The sequence below is a fragment of the Streptomyces sp. AC550_RSS872 genome (assembly GCF_019049285.1).
In the GTDB taxonomy this organism is placed as follows: Bacteria; Actinomycetota; Actinomycetes; order Streptomycetales; family Streptomycetaceae; genus Streptomyces.
Genome location: NZ_JAGMUL010000024.1, coordinates 70,389 through 93,225 on the forward strand (window position 1 = coordinate 70,389; position 22,837 = coordinate 93,225).

Consider the following 22,837-nt stretch of genomic DNA (forward strand, 5'->3'; position numbering starts at 1 on the left):
CCAGGGACTGGCGACTCACGACAGAGGTAGCCCATGCCACTCGTTACGAAATGGACCGGACGTGAAGTCAAGGCCCTGCGCGAAGCCGTGCGCATGAGCCTTATGGAGTTTGCCGAGAAGCTCGGGGTATCCGATCGCATCGTTTCTCGGTGGGAGGCCGACGGTGAACAGGCCTCCCTCCGCATGGTGAATCAGGCCGCCTTGGACACCCTGCTTGCCAAAGCCGACAAGGACGCCCAAGGACGCTTCGTCGGCATCCTGGCGGCGGATGATGTCCCCGCTCACGCCATCATCGAGCCTGACGGCGAGGAGACGAGCAGCGGCGAATACGTGAAGCACCCGGGCGACGGAAAGCTCATGGCGCACATCCCAGAGGGAATCTTTTTGTCAGGTGAGGACGATGAGCCCGTGTGGGTGGACGAATTCCACATAGACACGTTCCCGACGACCAATGCCGACTACGCGCGGTTCTGTGCGGCCACTCGGCACCCCGTGCCTGAGCACTGGGAGAACGGCCGATGTCCGCGCGAGCTGTACGACCACCCCGTGGTGCACGTGACCTGGCGAGACGCGAACGCGTATGCGGCGTGGGCAGGAAAGTCGCTGCCTTCGGCCGAGCAGTGGGAGAAAGTAGCGCGCGGTATCTCCGGCCGCACCTTCCCGTGGGGGGACCAGAAGACTGCCGCGAAGTGCAACGTCCGAGAGACCGGCGTGGAGCGCACCACGTCCGTCTCTCGGTACCACAGCGGCGTTTCGCCTTACGGGGTCTACGACATGGTGGGCAACGTGTGGGAATGGCTCGCAACGCCGACCACGCCAGGGCGGTACCAACTCCGCGGCAGCGCCTTCACGAGCCCTCTGTTCCGGGGGGCGCCGGCCGTCCCAACGACGCCAACGACACAATGCATGACGACGACACCGGATTCCGCTGCGTAGCGTCGTTGACGCAGATAGTCCCTCATAAGGGATGACGTATCGGTTGGACGGGGCGGACGCAGGGAGGCGCCGCGTACATGACGGTTCCGGCACGGGGAGGCGGTTTGAATGGATCTTGCGGCATTGAATGCAGCTACGCGTGTCGGCAGCAGCGCATTGAAGGCGCTGCGACAGCCGAAGATTCGGGTCGTACGTCTTGGCAGTCGCGAGGAGCGGCGGGACGTATACACGCGGTTCGCTATGGCTGCGATTGCCTACCTGTATGCACGGGTTGAACGCGTGGGTCATTTTCGAATGCTGACGGCTGAAGGGCGGTCAGCTTCAGAAGCCCAATGGCAGATACGTAGAGAGCTTGGCGCGTATGTGCGAGAAGCTCACGAGGAGTACATGTACGCACAGTTTGAGCTCGAACTAGTGGGTACGGAAGCGATCGTTGCCGCAGCCGAGCGCGTTAACACAGGAATGCGTGCAGCGCACCAACTGAAATGTGACGCTCTTGAGCCGGAAATTAAAGAGTTGAGCGACCTGGTTGAAGAGGCCGCCAACCAGTTCATCCAGGTCTGTCGAACGGAGCTCTGGTACACGCCACGATGGTGGCAGTTGCACCGCCACGTCGGTCAGGCTGCTGGCCGAGTCGCCGCACGGTCGTGGGCGGCGACGCAGCGCCTTCTGCCCAAACGCAAGAAGCGCGTAATGGAGCGGGAAACCAGTGCCTCCCCGGCGTCGGAGTGATCTTGGTCCGGAGTGCTGACTTCAGCGCCTATGGGCCATGCGTGGGCCATGGACCAGACTTCGGTATTCCAAGACGGAGTCTGCGCAGGTCAGGCCGTCCCCCCGTAGCTGATCCGTATCGGTCTTGAAAACCGTCGTGGCGCGAGTCACCGTGGGTTCAAATCCCACACCCACCGCGCGATGAGCAGCACAGAACGGCCCCTGACCAGCAGAATCGGTCGGGGGCCTTCGACGTCAGCGCACCTGACCGAGCCGCTCAGGACTTCTTCGCGGCAGTCCGTTTCGCGGTTCTGCCCCCACCCGCGCGAGTTCCCCCGGAACCGGCGGCCGCGCTCTTCCGCCTGCCCCCGGACTTCTCCGTGCCTGCCGACGCCTCGGGCTCCGTGGGCCGGGCGTCCGACGCGGTCGACCACTTGAGCTCGATCTCCAGCTCGATCTCCCCGTCACCGACCTCGACCTCGATCTCGCTGTGAAGGTCGGAGGGGACCCGGAGGCTCAACTTCCATGGCTCGAGCTCCAGCTCGGCATCTCCGCCCTGCCGCAACGCGGCCGCGAGCGCCGTGAGCTGATCAGCCGCCTCAAGGCGTGACAGCGAGCGCTTCTGCTCAAACTTGAGGTCCGTCATGGCAGCTCCGATCCAGCACGCGAACAGCTGACATTCATAGTCTGGAGCGAGGAGGCAAAGGGGACATCTCGGCGCCTTTTGGCGTCGTCGGTGGGACGGCTCAGCGCTCCGGCTGAGCCCGCAGCAGCAGCCGTAGCTGCCCGATCTCCGCGACGTTCTTCATCAGTTCGGCGTTCACCCAGCCGATCATGTGGGCGACGGTGTACTCCGGGTCGTTCGGCCAGGGGAACGGTGCCCTGGCGTCCAGGGCCGTGTCGTCGTCGAGTGCGTCCAGGGCCGCCAGCCAGTCCGTGCGCAGGTCGCGCAGCCAGGCGACAGTCGACTTGCCGTCGCCGGGCCAGGTGATGTCGGTGCGCTCCCGGGGCGGGCGGCCGTGCAGGTGGTCGGTGGCCACGCTCCACCACCAGCCGATGTGCCAGCTCACCCAGGCGATCGTCGGCACGGGGACGGGGTCGGGCTCGGTCTCCGCCCAGTCCGGCACCCAGGAGCCGTCGGCGGCCTGACGCACCGTCCAGCAGTGCGGCCCCGGTTCCCACAGGAAGTCCTCGGGCCGCAGCCGTTCCAGGTGGTACTCGAACAACGCCCAGGTCAGGTCGTACTGCCAGCGCAGCAGCTCACGTCGGGAAGCGCTCATCGACCGAGCCTGGCACAGGGGGTCCCTTCCGGGGCAAGCCGATTTCTCCGCTACGGCCTGTTCGGGAGTACCGACTCAAGCCAAGCCCTGGAGCTCGTAGTCCCGCGCCAAGGCCTCCCAGTCCACGCCCCGCAGCGTCTCCTCCGCGTCGGAGCCGTCCGGCACGCGCGCGGTGGGCTGGAACCAGACGATCGTGAGGGCGGAGCGGCGCAGGACCGGGTCGTGGTCGCGGTCGAGGGCCGTGGAGTGGAAGGCGCCGACGCAGGCCACGGCGGGCAGCACCTCGACCGGCCCGAACGCGCCCGCGTACTGGTCGGGATACTCGCGCGGCGGCGGGACGAGGTGCACCGGCACGGAAGGGTGGGCGCGTGCCGCGGCGCGGACGAGCCCCTTGATCTTCAGGTCGTTGACCGGCTTGCACGGGTAGCCCTGCGGCGTCCCGAACATTCCGAGCATTCCGCCGTACGTCGCGGACAGCCGCAGCTCGGAGAGGTCGAGTGAGCGGCCGGAGGCGAGGACGACACGGGTGAGTGACATCGTCGGCGTTTTCGGGCGGTGGTGCATCGTGCTCCCGTGCGTGTTCAAGCCCCGGTCGGGTGTCTGGGCGCAGGCGTCCGTCAGGGCCGGTGCCCCGTCATCCGCGCCGCTGACGCGATCGTCGCGCGGGCCTCGCGTTCGGTCAGGCCGGTGTTGAGCGCCGCCTCGACCAGGGGGTCTACGAGTGCGGGGCCGATGCCGTCCTCGTAGGCGCGACAGGCCGCCCAGAACAGACGGGTGTTGCGCTGGCCCTCGTGCGCGGCGAGCACGAACTGGACGAGCCCCTGGCCGTGGCCGCCGGCCGAGAGGGGGGTGAGGTGGTGCGTGCGGGGCGGGGGGAGCAGAAGGCGCAGGAGGGCGCGTGGACAGGGCGCGGGACCGATGTGGGAGGTGGCCGGGGCGGTGCTGTAGACGCCGTGGTCGGTGCGGGAGCCGGGTCCGACGAGGTAGCCGCCGGCGCCGCGGATGTCGATGCCGGGTGCGAGGCGGCCCGCCGAGTTGGGGACGACGACGTCCGGCGGGCCGGTCAGCCAGAGGTGACGGCCGCCGCTCGGGGTCAGGACGACGACCGTGGGCGGAATCGTGAACAGGTGGCGCAGGGCCAGTTCGCGCAGGGCGGCGGAGGCGTCGGTACCGGATTTGGTGTCGAGGTCGATGCCGATGAGGTGGTGCGGGGGCAGGCCGCAGGCGATGCCGTAGCCCGTGGCCCAGGGGGCGGCGGCGAAGAGCTCGCGTATGCGGGCGGGGTCGGTGGAGGCGTCGTAGACCCCGTGTCCGAAGCGGCCGCACTCGCCGTGGCAGGGGGCGGGGTCGGGGTCGTCGCGGTGCGGGGAGCGCAGGGCCGGGAGCTTCGTCCGGGACAGGGGGATGACGGCCAGTCCGCGCTCGGCGGCTGACAGGGCGTGTGCGAGGGCCAGCGTCGTGGCCTGCCGGTCGGTGGTGGCCATGCCTCCATGTTCGTACGAGTGTTCGAAAAAAGAAAGGGGTGATGGGTGTGACCTGCCGCCGACGCGCCGCTCCATGGTGAATGGCCGGAAGGCTGCCGGAACCTTTCCCCTCTTGTGGCGCTTGGGGTGGAGGTGGCCGTACTGCCCTGACATGAGTGCGGGAAGTGACGAAAGGGGTTTATCGACTTGTCATCACGCTTCAGGGCGAATAGGGGCTTCCGGGGTGGTTCGCCGGGGATTCGGTGGGCAACTCTGGTCTCGCGACGTCGTGCAGAACTCCGGGGCGGTCGGCCAACTGCCTTGGAAAGCGCAGTACTTCATGCACCACCAATGCGCCCGGCGGGGAGCCTGGGCGCACCTGTTCTGGAGGAACAACATGGCAAGCATCCGTACCGCCCGCGTCATCGCCGCCGTCTCCGCCCTCCCGCTGGCCGCCGTCCTGTTCGCCGGCGTCGCGACGGCTGACAGCGGCGCCTTCGCGGACGACGGATCCAGTGCGGCCGTCACGAACGCCGCGCAGGGCCTCATCGGCAGCGGGGTCGGCGGCGACAACTACGGCACCTCGTCCACCACCCAGCAGCAGGCGACCGGCTCCGGTGCCTCGAACCAGAGCAACACGGCCCAGGTCAACGGCTCCGCATTCACGTCGGTCAACCAGGGCAACGACAACACGTCCGTCAACTTCACCCCCCTGTGGTGGTGAGCTGAGGGGGCCGGTGCCCCGGTGCTCAGCACCGGCCTCCTCGGAGTTGTGTGGGGTGTGCTCTGTGGGGTGTGACGCGCCTGCGCGGCGGTACTTCGGTGCCGCCGCGCAGGCGTTTTCCCGTTGCTCCCTGCGGCCTTGACAGTGCGCTACATCTGACGGACAGTCAGAAACCTTCGTGGGGCCCGTGGATTTTCGTGGGAACCGGATCGGCGGTCGCGGTGTACCAGAAGTGTCAGTGCGATGCGCCGTGGGCGATGAGGGCGAGGGGGCGACGGTGAGCTACGAACCGGTGGTGAGCCATGTGGCGGACGTGGAAGCGGACGACGCGTTCGAGACGCGTCTGAAGATCTACGAGGGGCAGCGCGCCGCCGTGGCCCGTGTCGGCAAGGACCCCGTCAACGCGCCCATGATCCGCCACTGGTGCGAGGCGATGGGCGACACCAACCCGGCGTACTCGGGGCCGGACGCCATCGCACCGCCCACCATGCTCCAGGCGTGGACCATGAGCGGCCTCTCCGGCCATACGAGAGGCACGCACGCGTACGACGAACTGCTCGGCCTGCTCGACGAGGCCGGCTGCACCTCCGTGGTCGCCACGGACTGTGAGCAGGAGTATCTACGGCCCCTGCGGCCCGGGGACGAGATCACCTACGACTCGGTGATCGAGTCGGTCTCGGAGAAGAAGACGACCAGGCTCGGCACCGGGTACTTCGTCACGACCCGCATGGACATCCGCGTCGGCCCCGACCTCGCGGGCACCCACCGCTTCCGCATCCTCAAGTACGCGCCGCCACGCCGGGCGGACGGCCCGGGAGGCAGCCCGGCCCGACGCGACCGGTCGCAGAAGCCCGCACGCCCCCGCCCCGTCGTCAACCGCGACAACGCCGCCTTCTGGGAGGGCGTCCAGCAGCACAGACTCCTCATCCAGCGCTGCACCGGCTGCGGCACTCTCCGTCACCCCTGGCTGCCCGGCTGCAACGCCTGCGGCGGACTGGACTGGGACACGGTCGAGGCGAGCGGTGAGGGGACGGTCTATTCGTACGTCGTGATGCACCACCCGCCCTTCCCCGCCTTCGATCCTCCCTATGCGGTCGGGCTGATCGAACTGGCCGAGGGGGTTCGGATGATCGGCAATGTCCTCGGGGTGCCGTACGACAAGGTCCGGATCGGGTTGCCGGTTCGGCTCGAATTCCAGGAGTGCGACGAGGAGTTGGTGCTGCCGGTCTGGCGCGCTCAGGAGCCCCAGGAGATGCCGGAGACGGCGGACATGCAGGAGATGCAGGAGAAGCAGGAGATGCAGGAGGTCGGCACATGAGGGGCGGTGAGGGGGTGACGGCAAGGCATCTGACGGCTGGTGACGAACTGCCCCCGCTGGAGATCCCGATCACCCGCACACTGGTCGTCGCCGGGGCCATCGCCTCACGCGACTATCAAGATGTCCACCACGACGCGGAGTCGGCCCGCCAGAAGGGCTCCCCGGACATCTTCATGAACATCCTGACGACGAACGGCCTGGTCGGCCGCTACATCACCGACCACTTCGGACCCACGGCCGAACTGCGCAGAGTGGCCATACGACTCGGAGCGCCCAACTATCCCGGGGACACGATGGTGTTGACGGGGCGCGTCGAGGAGGTCGACGGCGACACGGCGACGGTTCGGGTGGTCGGCGCGAACGGCATCGGCAAGCACGTGACCGGCACGGTGACGGTCACGGTGCCGGGCGGGGCGGCGGTCACCGTCACACCGTCGGAGAGCCCGGCATGAGCGTGCGAGCGAAGGACGCCCTGGCCGGGCGAGCGGCGATCGCCGGTGTGGGGGCCACCGACTTCTCGAAGGACTCCGGGCGCAGTGAGCTGCGGCTGGCCGTGGAGGCGGTGCGGGCCGCCCTGGACGATGCAGGGCTCACGCCGCGGGACGTGGACGGGATGGTGACGTTCACGATGGACACCAGCCCGGAGATCACCGTGGCCCAGGCCTGCGGGATGGGGGAGCTGTCCTTCTTCTCCCGTGTGCACTACGGCGGCGGCGCTGCCTGTGCGACGGTCCAGCAGGCGGCGCTGGCCGTGGCGACGGGCGTCGCGGAGGTGGTGGTCTGCTACCGGGCCTTCAACGAGCGGTCGGGCCGGAGATTCGGCTCGGGCGTGCAGCACCGGGAGCCCTCGGCGGAGGGTGTGGCGCTGGGCTGGTCCCTGCCGTTCGGGCTGCTCACCCCGGCCTCCTGGGTGGCGATGGCGGCCCAGCGGTATCTGCACACCTACGGGCTGACGCCGGATGTGTTCGGGCATGTGGCGGTGACCGACCGCAAGTACGCGGCGACCAACCCGGCCGCCTACTTCCACGGCAGACCCATCACCCTCGCCGACCACGCGGCCTCGCGCTGGATCGTCGAGCCGCTGCGGTTGCTGGACTGCTGCCAGGAGACGGACGGTGGCCAGGCGATCGTCGTCACGTCCGTCGAGCGGGCCCGTGATCTGCCCCGCCCGCCGGCCGTCATAGCGGCGGCGGCCCAGGGCGCCGGCCGAGGACAGGAGCAGATGACGAGCTTCTACCGGGACGACCTCACCGGCCTGCCCGAGATGGCCGTGGTGGCACGCCGGCTGTGGCGGACGGCTGGGTTGGGGCCGGGGGAGATCGACGTGGTGATCCTCTACGACCACTTCACCCCTTACGTCGTCATGCAGCTCGAGGAGTTCGGGTTCTGTGGGAAGGGAGAGGGAGGGGGCTTCGTGGCCGAGGAGCGGTTGCCGCTCAACACGCATGGAGGGCAGCTCGGGGAGGCGTATCTGCACGGGATGAACGGGATCGCAGAGGGAGTGAGACAGGTGCGCGGGACGTCCGTGAACCAGATAGCCGGGGCGGAAAGGGTGCTGGTGACGGCGGGGACCGGGGTGCCGACGTCGGGGCTGGTCCTTACGGCGGACCGATGACCCCCAGGGGTAATCCCGCAGTAGGTGTCCCCCGCTCGTCCACCTTCAGGAGGTGGAGTCGGCCCCACCCCTACAACCTGAGGCGGACGTCGCTTCGGCACCTGCGGCCGATCCGCTGAAGCAGGGCCCGCTCATAGCGTGGAGCCATGACCACACCCGTCTGCACCAGCGCTTCCGACGCCGCGACGCGGTCCCTGCCGAATGCGACGTATCCCTCCTTCACGTCGTACATGCGGGCCCGCCAGCCGGTGCTGCTGCGTACCGCCCGGTCGCTGACCGCGAACCCGAGCGACGCGGAGGACCTGCTGCAGACCGCGCTGACCAAGACATACGTGGCCTGGGAGCGTATCGAGGACCATCGTGCCCTCGACGGCTATGTGCGCAGGGCGCTGCTGAACACGCGGACATCGCAGTGGCGCAAGCGCAAGGTCGACGAATTCGCCTGCGACGAGCTGCCCGAGCCGGAGCCCCTGCCCGGGCACGACAACGACCCGGCCGAGCAGCAGGCGCTGCACGACGCCATGTGGCGCGCGATCATGCGGCTGCCGGCGCGGCAGCGGGCCATGGTCGTCCTGCGGTACTACGAGGATCTCAGCGAGGTCCAGACGGCCGAGGTGCTCGGCGTCTCCGTCGGCACGGTGAAGTCGGCGGTGTCGAGAGCGCTCGGGAAGCTGCGCGAGGATCCTGAGCTGGGGCTGGTTCGGTAGGACCGGAGCATGGGGAGCGCCGCGCAATACGCGCCCCCACATACGGCGGCGGGGTTTCACCCACCCCTAGCGGGAGAGCTCTGTGAACGCAACGTGACATGATCGATCGCCCGTCCCTAGTGACATACCGCGCGGTATGCGCGCAGAATCTCCGCAACCCTTACCACCGCGTAGGCAATGTCGCCCCGGGAGGACCGCCGTGCTGAGCACCATGCAGGACGTACCGCTGCTGATCTCGAGGATCCTGACCCACGGGTCGACGATCCACGGCACATCGCAGGTCACCACCTGGACCGGCGAGGCCGAGCCGCACCGCCGTTCCTTCGCCGAGGTCGGTGCCCGTGCGGCACAGCTGGTGCACGCCCTGCGCGAGGACCTGGGCGTGACCGGCGACGAACGGGTCGCGACCCTGATGTGGAACAACGCCGAGCACGTCGAGGCCTACTTCGCGATCCCCTCCATGGGCGCGATCCTGCACACCCTCAACCTGCGCCTCCCGGCCGAGCAGCTGGCCTGGATCGTCAACCACGCGGCCGACCGGGTCGTGATCGCCAACGGTTCGCTCCTCCCCCTGCTCGCCCCGCTCCTGCCCCACCTCAAGACGGTGGAGCACGTGGTGGTGTCGGGGCCGGGTGACCGTTCCGGGCTGGCGGGCGCGGCCGTGCGGGTGCACGAGTACGAGGAGCTGATCGCCGGGAAGCCGACGACGTACGACTGGCCGGAGCTGGACGAGCGTCAGGCCGCCGCCATGTGCTACACCTCCGGGACGACCGGGGACCCGAAGGGCGTCGTCTACTCCCACCGTTCGGTCTACCTGCACTCCATGCAGGTCAACATGGCCCAGTCGATGGGGCTGACGGACCAGGACACCTCGCTGATCGTGGTGCCGCAGTTCCACGTCAACGCCTGGGGCCTGCCGCACGCCACCTTCATGACCGGCGTCAACATGCTGATGCCGGACCGCTTCCTCCAGCCCGCGCCGCTCGCCGAGATGATCGAGGGCGAGAAGCCGACCCACGCGGCCGCCGTGCCCACCATCTGGCAGGGCCTGCTCGCCGAGCTCACGGCGAAGCCGCGGGACGTCTCCACCCTCGGCCAAGTCACCATCGGCGGTTCGGCCTGTCCGCCCTCGCTGATGGAGGCGTTCGACAAGCTGGGCATGCGGGTCTGCCACGCCTGGGGCATGACGGAGACCTCCCCGCTCGGCACGATCGCCCGGCCGCCGGCCCACGTGGTCGGTACGGAGGAGGAGTTCGCGTACCGGCTCACCCAGGGCCGTTTCCCGACGAGCGTCGAGGCCCGCCTCACCGGCCCCGGCGGCGAGCGCATCCCGTGGGACGGCGAGTCGGCCGGCGAGCTGGAGGTGCGCGGCCCCTGGATCGCGGGCGCCTACTACAACGGCCCCGACGCCGAACCCCTGCGCCCCGCCGACAAGTTCAGCGAGGACGGCTGGCTCAAGACCGGCGACGTCGGCATCATCTCCCCCGACGGCTTCCTCACGCTCACCGACCGTGCCAAGGACGTCATCAAGTCCGGCGGCGAGTGGATCTCCTCGGTCGAGCTGGAGAACGCGCTGATGTCCCACCCGGACGTCGCCGAGGCCGCCGTGGTCGCCGTCCCCGACGAGAAGTGGGGCGAGCGCCCGCTGGCCACGGTCGTCCTCAAGGAGGGCGCCACCACCGACTTCGAGACCCTGCGCACCTTCCTCGCCGACGAGGGCAAGATCGCCAAGTGGCAGCTGCCGGAGCGCTGGACGGTTATCGCCGCCGTGCCGAAGACGAGCGTCGGCAAGTTCGACAAGAAGGTGCTGCGCAGGCAGTACGCGGAGGGTGACCTGGACGTCACCGAGCTCTGACGGCTCGACGGCGCCCCGGAGGGCGCCGTTGCGGGGAACTGTCGGGCGGGCGCGGGCTGTTCGTGTTGCTCGCGCCCACGCGGCGGTAGCCGCACATCGACACAGTCCCGCGCCCTTTCAGAGGCGCCACCGCACCCTTTCTCAGTTGGTCCCGATCCTCGCCAGCAGGTCCACGATCCGGCTCTGCACCTCGTTGCTCGTCGACCGTTCCGCCAGGAACAGCACCGTCTCGCCGGAGGCCAGCCGGGGCAGGTCGGCCTGGTCGACGGCGGCGGTGTAGACGACGAGCGGGGTGCGGTTCAGCTGCCCGTTCGCGCGGAGCCAGTCGACGATTCCGGCCCGCCGGTGATGCACCTGCATCAGGTCCATCACGACCAGGTTCGGCCGGAAGTCCCCCGCCAGCGCCACCGCGTCCGCGTCACTCGCGGCCCGCGCCACCTGCATCCCGCGCCGCTCCAACGTCGCGGTCAGCGCCAGCGCGATCTCCGCGTGTTCCTCGATGAGCAGCACCCGCGGCGGGTGCTGCTCACTGTCCCGAGGCGCCAGCGCCTTGAGGAGTACGGCGGGATCGGCGCCGTACGCCGCCTCCCGCGAGGCCTGTCCGAGCCCCGCCGTCACCATCACCGGCACCGAGGCGGCGACCGCGGCCTGCCGCAGCGACTGCAACGCGGTCCGTGTGATCGGCCCGGTCAGCGGGTCGACGAACAGCGCGGCCGGGAACGCCGCGATCTGCGCGTCCACCTCCTCGCGCGAGTGCACGATCACCGGCCGGTAGCCGCGGTCGCTCAACGCCTGCTGGGTCGTCACATCCGGCGCGGGCCACACCAGCAGCCGTCGCGGGTTGTCGAGCGGCTCCGGGGGCAGTTCGTCGTCCATCGGCTGCGGCCGCGGCGTGTCGGCGACCTCGACGGCCCCGCCCGGCCCGTCCAACGGCTCGGGCCCCTCGGCGGCGTTCTCGTCCGGGGCACCTATGGCGTACGAGCGTCCGGCGCCCTCGGTCATCGGCGCGAGCCGCGACTGCCCGGCCAGCGACGGCTGGGGCTGAGGCTGCCCGCCGAGCGAGGGCTGCGGCTGTGGCTGTGCGGGTACCGGCGGTTGTTCGGGCGACGGATGCGGGCGCGCCGCCTGCTCCGCCGAGGCACCGGCCCGCGCGGCGGGGTCGGGCGGTGTACCCAGCTTGCGGCGCCGTCCGCCGTTGGTCTGATGCGGGGGAGGCGTCGCCGAGGACGGCCCGGGCGGGGCGGGCTGCTGCACCTGTGCCGCCTGTCGCGTGAACGGCACACCCTGCCCCAAGGTCCGCACACTGATCGCGCGCCCCTGCGTCGAGTTCGGGTCCACGGGGGCGGCGGCAGCGGCGCCTGAAGCACCGGCCTCGGCCGGCAACGGCTGGGCCGCCGCCCGCTCCTGCCGACCGGTCCCGGCCCCGGCCGCGGCCGCGCCGGCTTCCGGCGGCAGTGGCGTGCCCGGCGCCGGAGTGCCCGGTACGGGCTGAGGGGCGTTCGGATGCGGCGGTACGGGAGTGGCGGCGACGTTCGCCGGTACGGCCGTCCCGGCGTCAGGGGTGTCATCCGCGGCGGGCCATGGCTGAGGGGCCGGGACGCCCTGCGCCGGAGTGCCCTGCTCGGGCGCCTCGGCGGGCAGGGGCCGACCCGGGGCGGGCTGGGGCTGCCCGGCCTGCACGGGAGCCGCCTGTGCAAGAGCCGGCTGCGCTGAAGCCGCCTGCGCCGGAGCCGTCGGCCCCGCGGTGCCCTGCGCAGCCGTACCGACCGCTTCTGTCGGCTGCCCCACGGCACGGCGGCGACGCCCGGTCGGCGCACTGGTGGGGTGCGGCTGAGGCGGGGTGTGGTCCGCGGCCTGGTCGTGCGGCACGGCGTCGTGCCGGCCCTCGTCGCCGAGTACGTCCCCGGGAGTCCCCTGCCCGGGAGCCGGAACCGCGACCGGGACCGGGGCCTGCCCCGGAGCGCCGGCCACCGGCGAAGCCGGGGTCATGTTCGCGTGGGCGGCCGGAGTCGCGGGCGCAGTCGGCTCGGGGGTGCCGTCTCCCGGCCCCTCCGCCGGCGCGGCAGCAGCACGGTCCGCCGCGGCGGGCGGCAGCGCGAACACCGGACGGGGCCCCGCCTCCTGCGCCTGCGCGGCATTGCGCTCGGCCGCCGCGGCCAGGGCACGTCGACGCCGGCCCGTCGGCTGAGGAGCGTCGCCCGAGCCGGCCGTACCGGACCCGGAAGGCGGCTGAGCGGCGTCACCGGCCGCGGGCAGGGCGGGCGGCAGAGCGTGCTGCTCCCCGCCGTCGCGCCGGGCGCGTCGTCCACCGGGCGCGGGCACGCCCTGCGGCGGTACGGTCCCGCCCAGGTTGTTCCCGGCCGCCGCGGTCCCCGCCGCATGCTCGGCGGCCGTGACCACGGCCCCCTCGGCGACGCCGTCCCCGTCATCCACGGCGTCCTGGCCGTCCTCGGCCGGCCGGCCGCGCCGCCGCCCGGTACCGCCGGAGGCATCGCCGCCCTGCGGCAGCTCGGGTGCGGCCGCCGAGCGCCTGCGCCGACGTCCGGTGGGGGCCACACCCTCGGCATCCGCGGCCCCGGCCTCGGCGTCGGCACCGGGGATGTCGCTCTCCAGGAAGGCGTCGACGGAGGACCGCCGGGCCCGCCGCCGTCCGCCACCGCCACCCTGCTCGACGGCCTGCTGAATGCCCTGAGCGGCACCCTGGGCGGCGACCTCGGTCCCGGTACCGGCCTCGAGGGCGGCGGGGCCGCCGGGGGCCGCGGGAACGGCCCCGGCCCCACCCCCGATGGGCACTTCGAGGACGTAGGCGCTGCCGCTCATCCCCGGCACGTCGTGCGTCTGGAGCACACCGCCGTGCGCCCGCACGATCCCGCGCACGATCGGCTCGTGCACCGGGTCTCCCCCGGCATACGGCCCACGCACCTCGATCCGTACGACCTCACCGCGCTGCGCCGCCGCGACCACGACGGTGTTGTCCATGTAACCGCCCGCCGACACCGGCGAGTTCCCGGTCGCGTCGACCCCCGCGACATCCGCGACGAGATGCGCGAGCGCGGTGGCGAGGCGCCGCGGGTCGACCTCGGCCTCGATGGGCGGCGCGTGCACGGCGAACTGCACCCGCCCGGGCCCGATGAGCTCGACGGCCCCGTCGACACCCGCGGCGACGACGGCGTCGAGCATCATCTTCGTACGAACGATCCCGTCGCCGCCCGTCTCGAGCTGCTGGTAGCCGAGGACGTTGTCGATGAGAGTCGTGATGCGCGAGTAGCCGGCCGACAGGTGATGCAGCACCTGGTTGGCCTCGGGCCACAACTGCCCCGCGTCGTCCGCGGCGAGCGCGGCCAGTTCACGGCGGAGTTCGTCGAGCGGACCCCGAAGCGAACGGGCGAGCAGGGTCAGCAGCTGCTCATGCCGACCCGCCAGCGCCTCGTACCGGTCCTTCTCCCGCTCCCCGAGCGCGGCGTACCGCTCCTCGCCCGCGGCGAGTTCCTCCTCGTGCTGCTCCTTGAGCTCCTCGAGCTCGGCGACGTGCTTCTGGCGCAGCCCGGTCAGTTCGGAGGCGTGCTCCTCGGCGATCCGCTCCAGCTCCTCCGCGTGCCGCTTCTCGGCGGCGGTCTTCTCCTCGGCGAGGGAGTCGTAGGGCCGCCGGTCGGCGAAGGTCATCACGGCGCCGACGAGTTGGTCGCCGTCGCGCACCGGCGCGGTCGTCAGGTCGACCGGCACCTTGTCGCCGTTCTTGGCGAACAGCACCTGCCCGCGCACCCGGTGCTTGCGCCCGGAGCGCAGGGTGTCGGCGAGCGGGGACTCCTCGTACGGGAAGGGCGAGCCGTCGGGACGGGAGTGCAGGACGAGCGTGTGCAGCTCCCGGCCGCCCAGGTCGCTGGCCCGATAACCCAGTATCTGAGCGGCGGCCGGATTGACGAGGACGATCCGCCCGTCGGTGTCGGTGCCGACGACCCCCTCGGAGGCGGCGCGCAGGATCATCTCGGTCTGCCGCTGCGAACGCGCCAGCTCGGCCTCGGTGTCGACGGTCCCGGAGAGGTCCCGCACGACGAGCATCAGCAGCTCGTCACCCGTGTAGCCATAGCTGTCGTAGGCCTGCTGGCTGTTCTCGAGATTCGCGGACGTGACCTCGACCGGGAACTCGCTGCCGTCGGTCCGCCGGGCCATCATCCGGGTCGGCTTGGTCCGTCCCTGCGGGTCCATGTGATCGGGCCGCCGCATCGACCCCGGGATCAGCTTCGAGTCGAACTGCGGCAGCAGATCGAGGAGCCCCCGCCCCACCAGCGCGGTCCCCGGCGTCTCGAAGGCCTCCAGGGCGATGGTGTTGGCGTTGACGACGGTCCCATTGGCGTTGACCAGCAGCAACGCGTCGGGAAGCGCGTCGAGTATGGCTGCGAGGCGAGCAGCGCCTCGGGATGGCCTGCTGCTCACGAGACGCTTCCTCCCTGTTACCGCACCTTGCCGACCGCTCGGGCCATCTTGCCAACCGGCCCGCGGCGTGTCACGCGAGGGAGTCTAAAGGCTGGGGTTGCGCTCGCGACGCCGGATGAGAGGCAGGTCGCACGACGAAGTGACCCAGAACGTATGACCGCCTGTGCCGAGACCTTTTCCTGTGTACTTCCGGTGCCCCCACCGCGTCGGCCTTGCGCCGGTCCTGCGTCGATGCTGCGCCGGTCCCGCGCCGATCCGGCTCCGCGAGACCTTCGCGGGCCCTTCGCGGGACTTTTGCGGAGCCGGTTCTCCCGCCATGGAAAGTCTGTACGACGACGTACCGGAGCCCCTGCTTCCCTGACCGGGGAGGCTTGACCGGTGGCTACGGCCGCCCTGACTGCCGCAGGTCGGGAAGGAGCGGTACGAGCCGGTCCCACCGTGCGATCTCGCAGCCGTCACCGCGATCGAACCGCGCGTCGACGGGCCGTCCGGCCCAGGTGCCGGTGACGTGGGCGGTGGCCGGCCCGCCGTACTGCATGGTGCAGAAGCTGCCCTGCGGGACCGGGGCGAAGGTGTCCTTGCCCCACCGGGTACCGCGATCGAGCGCGGCACAGGCGCCGCCGACGTCGGGGTGATCGCCCCCGGCCGGATGACAGGACAGCTCGTACGTCCCGTCGGCACCGCCGCCGGCGTCGCGGACGGTGACGGTGAGGTGATCGCCGGAGCGGCCGGCGTCCTTCAGGGACGGGGACGCGAGGGAGAGCGGCGCGGCGTGGGCGTACGCGGTGGGCGCGAGGGCGGTGGAGCCGACGGCGGCGAGGGAACCGGCGGTGACGATGAGGGCCCGGCGTAGGCGCCCGGCCGCGGTGGAACGGTTGACCTGCAACATGACCTGACTAACGCCGCACGCCCCCGGATGTTGCGCCCGCCTCCGGGGACGTTGTGCCCCTCGCCCCGACGTCCGCGAAGCGCGCCGGGAAGAGCTTTGCCCTGCGGCCTCCCCGCCTAGTACCGTGGAGGTCGATTGGTGACAGCACGCTCGACTGTGTCATCATCTGCACGCACCACTCGCGCTCGCGCGAGCGGCTGTGCTGGAGGCGTCGCCTAGTCCGGTCTATGGCGCCGCACTGCTAATGCGGTTTGGGCCTTAAAGCCCATCGAGGGTTCAAATCCCTCCGCCTCCGCGCTAGATCACGAAGCCCCGGTCCACTGGACCGGGGCTTCGTCGTTCCCCTCGGCTCATGGCCCGCCCACTGAAGGCCTCGTACGGCTGTTTCCGCAGGTCACAAGGGGTGTGGCAAACGGATTTCACATGGCGGCGGCAGTCATGTAATGTTCTTCCTGTCGCCGCGAGCGGGCCGGAAGGGCCGGGAGCGGCGGAAAACAGAACAAGCACTCGTAGCTTAACGGATAGAGCATCTGACTACGGATCAGAAGGTTGCAGGTTCGAATCCTGCCGAGTGCACACAGGTCAAAGGCCCCGGATCACTCCGGGGCCTTTGAGTTTCACCGGCCGACATCAGCCGTTGCTGTACTGCGCTGCTTCGTCGGCGCGTTCCTGGCTGTCAACGAAGGTGACCTCTGGTCGAGTTTCGCCTCGCCTCGTCTCGAAAACCCCAGGTCAGCGGCGTGACGCGGTGGCCGCCTTCCGGGTCTGTGCCAATGGCCACAGCGAGCGGGATAAACGTAGGCTCATACTGAACCATGACAAAGCCTGCGGCACCGAAGCGTCACTTGCCCACCAGCCCCTTCAAGGCCCCCGTCACACCGGCTCTCAAGCACTTCGCCATGGGCGATCAGGTCACCCATGATGTGTACGGCCTCGGCCGGGTGGTCGGCATCGAGGACGGAATCGCGGCGCTCGTGGATTTCGGCTCGGCGCAAATGCGGATCTTGAGCCCGTACGCCAAGATGACCAAGCTCTAGTACCGCTGTGCCCGGTCACGGCACACCAGGCCCCATCGGGGACCTGTAACGAAAGGCAGACCTCTCATCGACCAGACGTCGCTGTTCTCGGCACTGGAAGGGCAACCCCGCCGTTCCAGTGCAGCATCGCCGCCTCCGACGACAAAACCCTTCCAGGCCCCGGACTTCGGAGAAGACGAGATCTTCTGGCCCGAGGAGGCACAGGAGCCCGCCCCTGGCACGCGTCCGGGGCGGCCCAAGGCCGCCTAGCGGTGGGTTCGACAGCCACCCGCGGGCTGTCTCCGGTGCTGCGGTGAGGAGTGCGGCCGTCTCAGTTTCCGTCTCCTCCAGCTCCGTTCGCGGTCGTACGGGCGAGGCCCGAAGCCGTCCCGGCACCCGCGGCTGGTACAGCCCGGCACCCTCGCCAACACAGTTGGACGTCGTGTGTGCCGGCGATCTCACGCGCTCATGCCGCGTCGGCCCCGCGGGTACTTCGCCGGAACGGTGTGCCCTTCCCGTCGGTGGAGGGCGCATCCGGGGTGGACGCCTGCGCGGAAATGGGCCTGTTGGCGGTGCTGAGGTTCCGTCGGCTAGTCCAGGATGCCCAACTCGCTGTCGGGGCGGCAGAACGCGCACGGTTCGATGTTGGGGTCGGTGAGGGCGGCACGGGCCTCGTGGGGTCTGATCGGGTGGGGGGTGCCCTCGATCATCGTGCAGTCGGTTGTGTGGATCACGGCGGGTTCCGGGCCGTCGGGGGTGCGCTTCTGTTGGACCACGTAGGTGCTGGCGTGGCGGGGCGTGAAGGAGGGGAGCGTCGGCCGGCGCCGCTCGGGGGCGGGTGGCGTTCGGGGGGCTCCCTCGGTGCCGGCGAGTGCCGTGCGTACGGCGTCGCTCTGGAGGCGCAGATAGATGCCGACGGTCTCGTTCTCGGCGATCCGGGCCTCGAGATAGGCCAGGATCGCGCGGAGGCGTCGGGCGTCAGGCGGTAGCGCGGCCATCGCCCGTACCGTCGCCGCGCGCGGTGGAGATCCTCACCTCCAGCTCCTTTCCCCACGGCCCAGGCCCCGCAGCTCCCACCATGCCGCTGGTGTTCTGCCACGCTCCTGCCAGTAGGGGTGGAAGAGGACCGCGGTCGACAGCTTGTACAGGCGTCGGCGCAGCTCGGTTCGGCCGGGCCGCCGGGCGAGCTGGTGGTAGGTGTGGCTCCACTCCTGCTGGGCCCGGACCAGGTCGTCGGGGAACGGTCGCGGTCGCATGGCTGGATTCAATCATGTGTTCGATTTTCTGCGCACGTCCAGTGGCTGGTCCGGTACGAGCCGGGACAGGGCTTCGGTGAGGTCGTCGCAGGCCTCCCGGAGTGCCCGGAGGGTCTGGTTGCGTTCGGCGATGATCGCTGAGAGGAGGAGGGCCGTCAGGGCCACGGTGCCGTTGAAGGCCTGGAGGATGACCATCTTGGCGAGGAGATCGTGGCCGGCGAAGGGGCCCGAGTCGACGGCGCCGGCGTAGATCGCGACGAGGGAGGCGATCAGGGCGCAGGGCGCGGCGCCGAGGATTTGGAAGCGGACGGCCGCCCAGATCAGGAAGGGGACGATGAGGAAGAGAAGGCTGAGCGAGGTGTGCGTGGCCACCACGGCGACCGTCGCCGTGCCGCCGAGCAGGAGCAGGGCCTCGGCCCAGCGCCACGCGGGCGAGCCGCGGGGCAGCCGGGCCATGCGGGCGGCCGGCAGGAGCGGCGTGATGAAGAGGACCCCCATGGCGTCGCCGGTCCACCACACCGACCAGGTCGGCCAGAAGTCCCGGGCCGCCAGCGCTTCGGAGGCCACCAGGACGCCGGTGCCGATCGTCGCGCTGAGCAGCATCCCGACCAGGGCGCCGAGGAAGACCAGGGCGAGGGCGTCCTGGAGGCGGTCGAGTGTCGTGCGGAATCCGACGCGCCGCAGGAGGAGGCAGGCGCAGACCGGGGCGATCGTGTTGCCCGCCGCGATGGCGAGGACCGGGAGGATCGACGGCCCGAGCGTCACGTTCACCACGAACGCCCCGAGCGCGATGGCCGGCCACATCCGAAGGCCCCACAGCATCAGGGCGACGAGGGCGATGCCGGTGGGCGGCCAGAACGGCGTGACCTGGCCGCGTACCAGCTGCTGTTCCAGGCCGAGCTTGGCGCTGCCGTAGTAGGCGGCGGTCACGGCGGCCAGCTTCAGGGCCTCGGTGCCGTACTGCCGGAGCCGCGCGTCGGAGGCCACGCCGGTCATCCCGGGTCGCCGCCGCTTTCCGATCGCTCCCCGAGTCGTCCGTAACGCAGGACCAGCACCGCGGCGTCGTCGTTGTGGCCGGTGAGGTCGGCGACCTTGATCACCTCGGCGGCCAGTTCGTCCGGGTCGGCGCAGCAGGCGTCGCCGACCAGCTCGGCCACCCTCTTCATCCCGTCGTCGATCGGGTACTCCGGGCCCTCCACCACCCCGTCGGTGAGCAGCACGAACGCGCCCGCCCCGGTCAGCAGCCGACGGGACGACGGGTAGTGCTCGCCGGCGTGGATGCCGAGCGGCAGACCGCCGTCGTCGAGGACGATCTCGCAGCGGCCGTCGCTCGTGGCCCAGACGGCCGGGACGTGTCCGGCGCGGGCGTCGCAGAGTTCTCCGGTGGCCGGGTCGAAGCGCAGGAACGAGCAGGTCACGAAGAGTTCGGTGGCCATTGCGACGAGGAGATCGTTCGTCCGGCCGAGGACCTCGGCCGGGTCGGTGGTGGCGGTCGCGACGGCGCGCAGACAGGTGCGTACCTGCCCCATGAGCGCCGCGGCCTCCACGTCATGGCCCTGGACGTCCCCTATCGCGAACCCCATCGAACCGTCCGGCATCGCGAAGCCGTCGTACCAGTCGCCCCCGATGTCCAGCCCGACCCGTGCGGGCGCGTACCGCCCCGCCGCCCGCAGAAACGGCAGCACCGGGAGTTGCGCGGCGAGGACCTGGCGCTGGAGTGCGGCGGCGAGTTCGACGCGGGCCTGCTGGAACTTGATCTGGTCCAGTATCCGGCCGGTGAGATCCCCGAGCTTCTGGAGCAGCTCTCTGGTGGCACCGGCCGAATCGGTGCGGCGGTGGGCCATGGCATCACACTCCGGGATCTTGCGGAGCGCCGCGCCATATGCGGCGTTCTCACGGTACTCCGGTGACGGGAGGGTCTCCCTGCAACGGCCGCGTCGGTGGCGTACGCCGTCCACGCCGGCGACGTACCTAGAACTCCTGGTCCCCCCACGCCAGCGCGTCCAGATCACCGTCGAAGTCCGCCCCCAGGCCCGCCACGCCCAGGAACATCCGCTCCAGCGGGTCCGGCGTCGTCGGCAGTACGGCCTGTTCCGTCCAGATGCACTTGCCGGTCGGCGTGTACCGCGTCCCCCACCGCTGCGACAGCGCGGTGACCAGCTGGAGCCCGCGGCCGCCCTCGTCGGTCTCCGTGGCGCGGCGTATGCGCGGCATGGTCAGGCTGCCGTCGAAGACCTCGCAGATCAGGTTGGCGTCGTGCAGGAGACGGAGGCGGAGGGGGCCCTTGGCGTGGCGGATGACGTTGCCGACGAGTTCGCTGGCGAGGAGTTCGGTGGTGGGGGTGAGGTCCTCGAGGCCCCAGGCCGCGAGTTGCTTGCGGATCAGGCTGCGGGCCTGGCCGGCCGCCTTGGGGTCCTTGGGGAGGGGCCAGGAGGCCATGCGGGAGGTGGGCAGTGCGTGCAGGCGGGCCAGCAGGAAGGCCGCGTCATCGGCCGCCTGCTGGTCGGCGGGCAGAAGGGTGGAGGTGACCCGCTCGCAGAGGCGTTCGAGATCCGTCGCCGTACCGTCCGCGTGCGCGGTGCGCAGGACGTCGGCGAGCGCCGCCATGCCCTCGTCCATCTCGCGCTTGGACGACTCCACCAGGCCGTCGGTGTACAGCACCAGCACGCTGCCCTCGGGGACCGGGACCTCCGTCGTGTCGAAGGGGGGCTCGGCCGCGCCGAGCGGCGGGTCGGCCGACAGGGGCGGGAACACCACCGTGCCGTCGGGGTGCAGCAGGGCCGGCGGCGGATGGCCCGCCCTGGATATGGAGCAGACGCGGGTCGTGGAGTCGTAGAGGGCGTACAGACAGGTCACGTACGACTCCTCGCCCATGCCGCCGACGAGGTCGTTGAGGTGGCTCATGATCTCGTCGGGCGGCAGTTCGAGGTCGGCGAGGGTGTGGACAGCGGTGCGCAGCCGGCCCATCGTCGCGGCCTCGGGCAGGCCGTGGCCCATGACGTCGCCGACGACCAGGGCGACCTGGCCGCCCGAGAGCGGGATGATGTCGTACCAGTCGCCGCCCACGTCCATGCCCTGGCCGGCCGGAAGGTAGCGGGCGGCGGCCGTGCAGGCGGGCAGGTCGGGCAGGTCGCGGGGGAGCAGGCTGCGCTGGAGTTCGCGGGACCGGGTGTGCTCGGCGTCGAAGAGGCGGGCCCGTTCCAGGGCCTGGGCGACCAGGGCGCTGGTCGCGGTGAGGAGGGTGCGCTCCTCGTCGGTGAGGCTGCGCGGGTGGTCGAAGGAGATCGCGCAGATGCCGAAGGTGTGCCCGGAGGCGGTCAGCGGGAGCAGCGCCCAGGCCTGCTTGCCGGCGCGGGCGGGCAGGTCGGCGAGCTCGGGGTAGCGGGCGGCGAACTCCCGCTGGGAGGACATGAACAGCGGCGTGCCGGCCCGGACCGCGTCCCACAGCGGGCTGGGTTCCGTACGCTCGCGGCCGTCGAGGATGGCGAGGATGTCCTGCGGGTAGCCGACGGACCCGACGGTGTGCAGCCGGTCGCCCTCCACGGCCTGCACCACCAGGCCTGTCGCCTCGAACGGCGGCAGCACCCGCCGTGCGACCGCGTCCACCACGTCCTTCGAGGTGGTCGCCTTGGCGAGCGCCTCCGTCAACTCCGCTATCCGCGCGGCCCGTTCGGACGCCGCCCGCTCGGCGGACCGGCGCTCCTCCTCCAGCCGCCGCTTCTCGGTGACGTCGGTGAAGTAGATGGTGCGGCCGTCGGGGCCCGGCACGAACCGGAGGTGGCACAGGCGGCCGTTGGGCAGCCGTACGTCGAAGCTGACCGACTTCTCCGCCGCGGCGGCCTGCCGGCAGCGGATCTCCAGGCCGGGCACCTGCTCGGCGGCGGGCAGGTCCCACAGCAGCCGGCCGAACAGCTCCTCCTCGGAGAAACCCAGGGTGCGTTCGGCCTCCAGGTTGGCGAAGGTGATCCGCCAGTCGTCGTCCATCGCGAGGAAGCCGTCGCTCATGTGGCGCAGGGCCCGGCCGAGCGCGTCACGGGCGGACCGCGGCTCGTTGCTGTCCCAGCCGACGCCTATCATCCGCTGCGGCTCGCCGTTGTCGTCGTACGTCGCCCTGCCGCGGGCCTGCGTCCAGCCCCAGCTGCCGTCCAGTTTGCGCACCCGGTACTCGGCCTCGAACACACCGTGCTCCAGGATCGCCCGGTCCACCAGGGCCAGCGTCGGCGCCAGGTCGTCGGGGTGGACGCACCTCATCCAGTTCTCGACCAGGGCGGTGTAGTCCTCCGGCCGGGTGCCGTACAGCTCCAGCGCCGCCTCGTCCCAGATGAGTTCGCCGGTCTGGATGTTCCAGTCCCAGGAGCCGACGCTGACCTCCTTCAGCGCCTGGCGCAGCCGCCCGCCGTTCTGCTCCGGCTGTACGGGCCGGGAGGGGCCGGCCGTCGGCGGTGCCTGGACCATGCGTTCCTCGGTCCAGGCGACGACGGCACGCAGGAACTCCCAGTGCTCGGGCCCCGGTTCGCCCTGGTCGCCCATCAGGACGCTGAGCGCGCCGGTGCTGCGCCTGCCCCGGTACATCGGCAGGGCGGCGAGGCCGGTACCGGGCCAGGCGGGGGTGGAGGTGGGGGTGGGGGTGCCG

20 protein-coding genes and 2 tRNA genes are annotated in these 22,837 nt (G+C 70.8%); 11 read left to right on the plus strand and 11 right to left on the minus strand.

The genetic code is table 11. The features are described 5' to 3' along the window. Nucleotides 1-33 precede the first annotated feature (33 nt). Together KUM44_RS11585 and KUM44_RS11590 are read left to right on the plus strand one after the other, a co-directional pair. Nucleotides 34-936 carry an SUMF1/EgtB/PvdO family nonheme iron enzyme gene (locus KUM44_RS11585; protein ID WP_254389383.1) on the plus strand — a complete coding sequence of 301 codons (903 nt, stop codon included), beginning with the start codon at nucleotides 34-36 and terminating at the stop codon, nucleotides 934-936. A 108-nt stretch (nucleotides 937-1,044) separates the two neighbouring features. Beyond that, nucleotides 1,045-1,668, plus strand: a complete 624-nt coding sequence (locus KUM44_RS11590) for a hypothetical protein (RefSeq protein WP_217207725.1) — start codon at nucleotides 1,045-1,047, stop codon at nucleotides 1,666-1,668. Between the two features lie 256 nt (nucleotides 1,669-1,924). Here KUM44_RS11590 and KUM44_RS11595 read toward each other — a convergent pair whose 3' ends face one another. The 4 genes from KUM44_RS11595 to KUM44_RS11610 form a co-directional block, all read right to left on the minus strand. Continuing rightward, nucleotides 1,925-2,293 carry an amphi-Trp domain-containing protein gene (locus KUM44_RS11595; RefSeq protein ID WP_217207726.1) on the minus strand — a complete coding sequence of 123 codons (369 nt, stop codon included), beginning with the start codon at nucleotides 2,291-2,293 and terminating at the stop codon, nucleotides 1,925-1,927. Between the two features lie 100 nt (nucleotides 2,294-2,393). Continuing rightward, the gene (locus KUM44_RS11600) at nucleotides 2,394-2,927 is read right to left on the minus strand and encodes a DinB family protein (protein ID WP_217207727.1); all 534 of its coding nucleotides are present in this window, start codon (nucleotides 2,925-2,927) and stop codon (nucleotides 2,394-2,396) included. 75 nt (nucleotides 2,928-3,002) lie between these two features. Continuing rightward, the gene (locus KUM44_RS11605; protein WP_217207728.1) at nucleotides 3,003-3,491 is read right to left on the minus strand and encodes a hypothetical protein; all 489 of its coding nucleotides are present in this window, start codon (nucleotides 3,489-3,491) and stop codon (nucleotides 3,003-3,005) included. A 53-nt stretch (nucleotides 3,492-3,544) separates the two neighbouring features. Continuing rightward, nucleotides 3,545-4,411 carry a bifunctional DNA primase/polymerase gene (locus tag KUM44_RS11610; protein ID WP_217207729.1) on the minus strand — a complete coding sequence of 289 codons (867 nt, stop codon included), beginning with the start codon at nucleotides 4,409-4,411 and terminating at the stop codon, nucleotides 3,545-3,547. A 376-nt stretch (nucleotides 4,412-4,787) separates the two neighbouring features. Between KUM44_RS11610 and KUM44_RS11615 the strand changes: the two genes are divergently transcribed. The 6 genes from KUM44_RS11615 to KUM44_RS11640 all read left to right on the plus strand — a co-directional run bounded on the left by KUM44_RS11615 (nucleotide 4,788) and on the right by KUM44_RS11640 (nucleotide 10,609). Continuing rightward, the gene (locus tag KUM44_RS11615) at nucleotides 4,788-5,114 is read left to right on the plus strand and encodes a hypothetical protein (protein ID WP_217207730.1); all 327 of its coding nucleotides are present in this window, start codon (nucleotides 4,788-4,790) and stop codon (nucleotides 5,112-5,114) included. A gap of 313 nt (nucleotides 5,115-5,427) precedes the next feature. Continuing rightward, entirely contained in the window at nucleotides 5,428-6,432 is a 1,005-nt protein-coding gene (locus tag KUM44_RS11620; protein ID WP_217207750.1) for a bifunctional MaoC family dehydratase N-terminal/OB-fold nucleic acid binding domain-containing protein, read from the plus strand. Between the two features lie 29 nt (nucleotides 6,433-6,461). Continuing rightward, nucleotides 6,462-6,884: a MaoC family dehydratase gene (locus tag KUM44_RS11625; protein WP_217207749.1), complete on the plus strand. Its 423-nt coding sequence runs from the start codon at nucleotides 6,462-6,464 to the stop codon at nucleotides 6,882-6,884. Beyond that, nucleotides 6,881-8,047: a lipid-transfer protein gene (locus KUM44_RS11630; protein WP_217207731.1), complete on the plus strand. Its 1,167-nt coding sequence runs from the start codon at nucleotides 6,881-6,883 to the stop codon at nucleotides 8,045-8,047. The genes KUM44_RS11625 and KUM44_RS11630 overlap by 4 nt, the downstream gene beginning before the upstream one ends. A 146-nt stretch (nucleotides 8,048-8,193) precedes the next feature. Next, nucleotides 8,194-8,754 (plus strand): SigE family RNA polymerase sigma factor, encoded by a 561-nt coding sequence (locus KUM44_RS11635; protein WP_217207732.1) that lies wholly within the window; start codon nucleotides 8,194-8,196, stop codon nucleotides 8,752-8,754. Nucleotides 8,755-8,953: 199 nt separating this feature from the next. Continuing rightward, nucleotides 8,954-10,609, plus strand: a complete 1,656-nt coding sequence (locus KUM44_RS11640) for a long-chain fatty acid--CoA ligase (RefSeq protein ID WP_374202028.1) — start codon at nucleotides 8,954-8,956, stop codon at nucleotides 10,607-10,609. 141 nt (nucleotides 10,610-10,750) lie between these two features. Here the strand turns inward: KUM44_RS11640 and KUM44_RS11645 are convergent, their stop codons facing one another. Further along, nucleotides 10,751-15,043: a PAS domain-containing protein gene (locus KUM44_RS11645; RefSeq protein ID WP_217207733.1), complete on the minus strand. Its 4,293-nt coding sequence runs from the start codon at nucleotides 15,041-15,043 to the stop codon at nucleotides 10,751-10,753. Nucleotides 15,044-15,425: 382 nt separating this feature from the next. Next, a complete protein-coding gene (locus KUM44_RS11650) occupies nucleotides 15,426-15,932 on the minus strand; it encodes an SSI family serine proteinase inhibitor (RefSeq protein ID WP_217207734.1) in 507 nt (168 codons plus the stop codon). A gap of 204 nt (nucleotides 15,933-16,136) precedes the next feature. Here KUM44_RS11650 and KUM44_RS11655 point away from each other — a divergent pair. From KUM44_RS11655 to KUM44_RS11665, 3 genes are all read left to right on the plus strand, one after another. Next, nucleotides 16,137-16,227, plus strand: a tRNA-Ser gene (locus KUM44_RS11655). A 208-nt stretch (nucleotides 16,228-16,435) separates the two neighbouring features. Beyond that, a tRNA-Arg gene (locus KUM44_RS11660) sits at nucleotides 16,436-16,508 on the plus strand. Between the two features lie 239 nt (nucleotides 16,509-16,747). Next, nucleotides 16,748-16,969: a hypothetical protein gene (locus KUM44_RS11665; RefSeq protein ID WP_217207735.1), complete on the plus strand. Its 222-nt coding sequence runs from the start codon at nucleotides 16,748-16,750 to the stop codon at nucleotides 16,967-16,969. Between the two features lie 569 nt (nucleotides 16,970-17,538). On the opposite strand, the gene KUM44_RS11670 is transcribed toward KUM44_RS11665, so the two are convergent. The 5 genes from KUM44_RS11670 to KUM44_RS11690 all read right to left on the minus strand — a co-directional run. Beyond that, the gene (locus KUM44_RS11670; protein ID WP_217207736.1) at nucleotides 17,539-17,946 is read right to left on the minus strand and encodes a DUF6233 domain-containing protein; all 408 of its coding nucleotides are present in this window, start codon (nucleotides 17,944-17,946) and stop codon (nucleotides 17,539-17,541) included. A 33-nt stretch (nucleotides 17,947-17,979) separates the two neighbouring features. Next, nucleotides 17,980-18,204: a hypothetical protein gene (locus KUM44_RS11675; protein ID WP_217207737.1), complete on the minus strand. Its 225-nt coding sequence runs from the start codon at nucleotides 18,202-18,204 to the stop codon at nucleotides 17,980-17,982. A gap of 12 nt (nucleotides 18,205-18,216) precedes the next feature. Next, nucleotides 18,217-19,200 (minus strand): MASE1 domain-containing protein, encoded by a 984-nt coding sequence (locus KUM44_RS11680; RefSeq protein ID WP_217207738.1) that lies wholly within the window; start codon nucleotides 19,198-19,200, stop codon nucleotides 18,217-18,219. Beyond that, nucleotides 19,197-20,048, minus strand: coding sequence for a PP2C family protein-serine/threonine phosphatase (locus KUM44_RS11685; RefSeq protein ID WP_217207739.1), 852 nt, complete (start codon nucleotides 20,046-20,048; stop codon nucleotides 19,197-19,199). The genes KUM44_RS11680 and KUM44_RS11685 overlap by 4 nt, the downstream gene beginning before the upstream one ends. Nucleotides 20,049-20,175: 127 nt before the next feature. After that, nucleotides 20,176-22,837, minus strand: a 2,662-nt coding sequence (locus KUM44_RS11690) for a SpoIIE family protein phosphatase (RefSeq protein ID WP_217207740.1), incomplete at its 5' end; no start/stop codon positions are given.

Coding starts and splice junctions, on each gene's coding strand:
- KUM44_RS11585 (WP_254389383.1), top strand. CDS start 34: ATGCCACTCGTTACGAAATGGACCGGACGTGAAGTCAAGGCCCTGCGC.
- KUM44_RS11590 (WP_217207725.1), top strand. CDS start 1,045: ATGGATCTTGCGGCATTGAATGCAGCTACGCGTGTCGGCAGCAGCGCA.
- KUM44_RS11595 (WP_217207726.1), bottom strand. CDS start 2,293: ATGACGGACCTCAAGTTTGAGCAGAAGCGCTCGCTGTCACGCCTTGAG.
- KUM44_RS11600 (WP_217207727.1), bottom strand. CDS start 2,927: ATGAGCGCTTCCCGACGTGAGCTGCTGCGCTGGCAGTACGACCTGACC.
- KUM44_RS11605 (WP_217207728.1), bottom strand. CDS start 3,491: ATGCACCACCGCCCGAAAACGCCGACGATGTCACTCACCCGTGTCGTC.
- KUM44_RS11610 (WP_217207729.1), bottom strand. CDS start 4,411: ATGGCCACCACCGACCGGCAGGCCACGACGCTGGCCCTCGCACACGCC.
- KUM44_RS11615 (WP_217207730.1), top strand. CDS start 4,788: ATGGCAAGCATCCGTACCGCCCGCGTCATCGCCGCCGTCTCCGCCCTC.
- KUM44_RS11630 (WP_217207731.1), top strand. CDS start 6,881: ATGAGCGTGCGAGCGAAGGACGCCCTGGCCGGGCGAGCGGCGATCGCC.
- KUM44_RS11635 (WP_217207732.1), top strand. CDS start 8,194: ATGACCACACCCGTCTGCACCAGCGCTTCCGACGCCGCGACGCGGTCC.
- KUM44_RS11650 (WP_217207734.1), bottom strand. CDS start 15,932: ATGTTGCAGGTCAACCGTTCCACCGCGGCCGGGCGCCTACGCCGGGCC.
- KUM44_RS11665 (WP_217207735.1), top strand. CDS start 16,748: ATGACAAAGCCTGCGGCACCGAAGCGTCACTTGCCCACCAGCCCCTTC.
- KUM44_RS11670 (WP_217207736.1), bottom strand. CDS start 17,946: ATGGCCGCGCTACCGCCTGACGCCCGACGCCTCCGCGCGATCCTGGCC.
- KUM44_RS11675 (WP_217207737.1), bottom strand. CDS start 18,204: ATGCGACCGCGACCGTTCCCCGACGACCTGGTCCGGGCCCAGCAGGAG.
- KUM44_RS11680 (WP_217207738.1), bottom strand. CDS start 19,200: ATGACCGGCGTGGCCTCCGACGCGCGGCTCCGGCAGTACGGCACCGAG.
- KUM44_RS11685 (WP_217207739.1), bottom strand. CDS start 20,048: ATGGCCCACCGCCGCACCGATTCGGCCGGTGCCACCAGAGAGCTGCTC.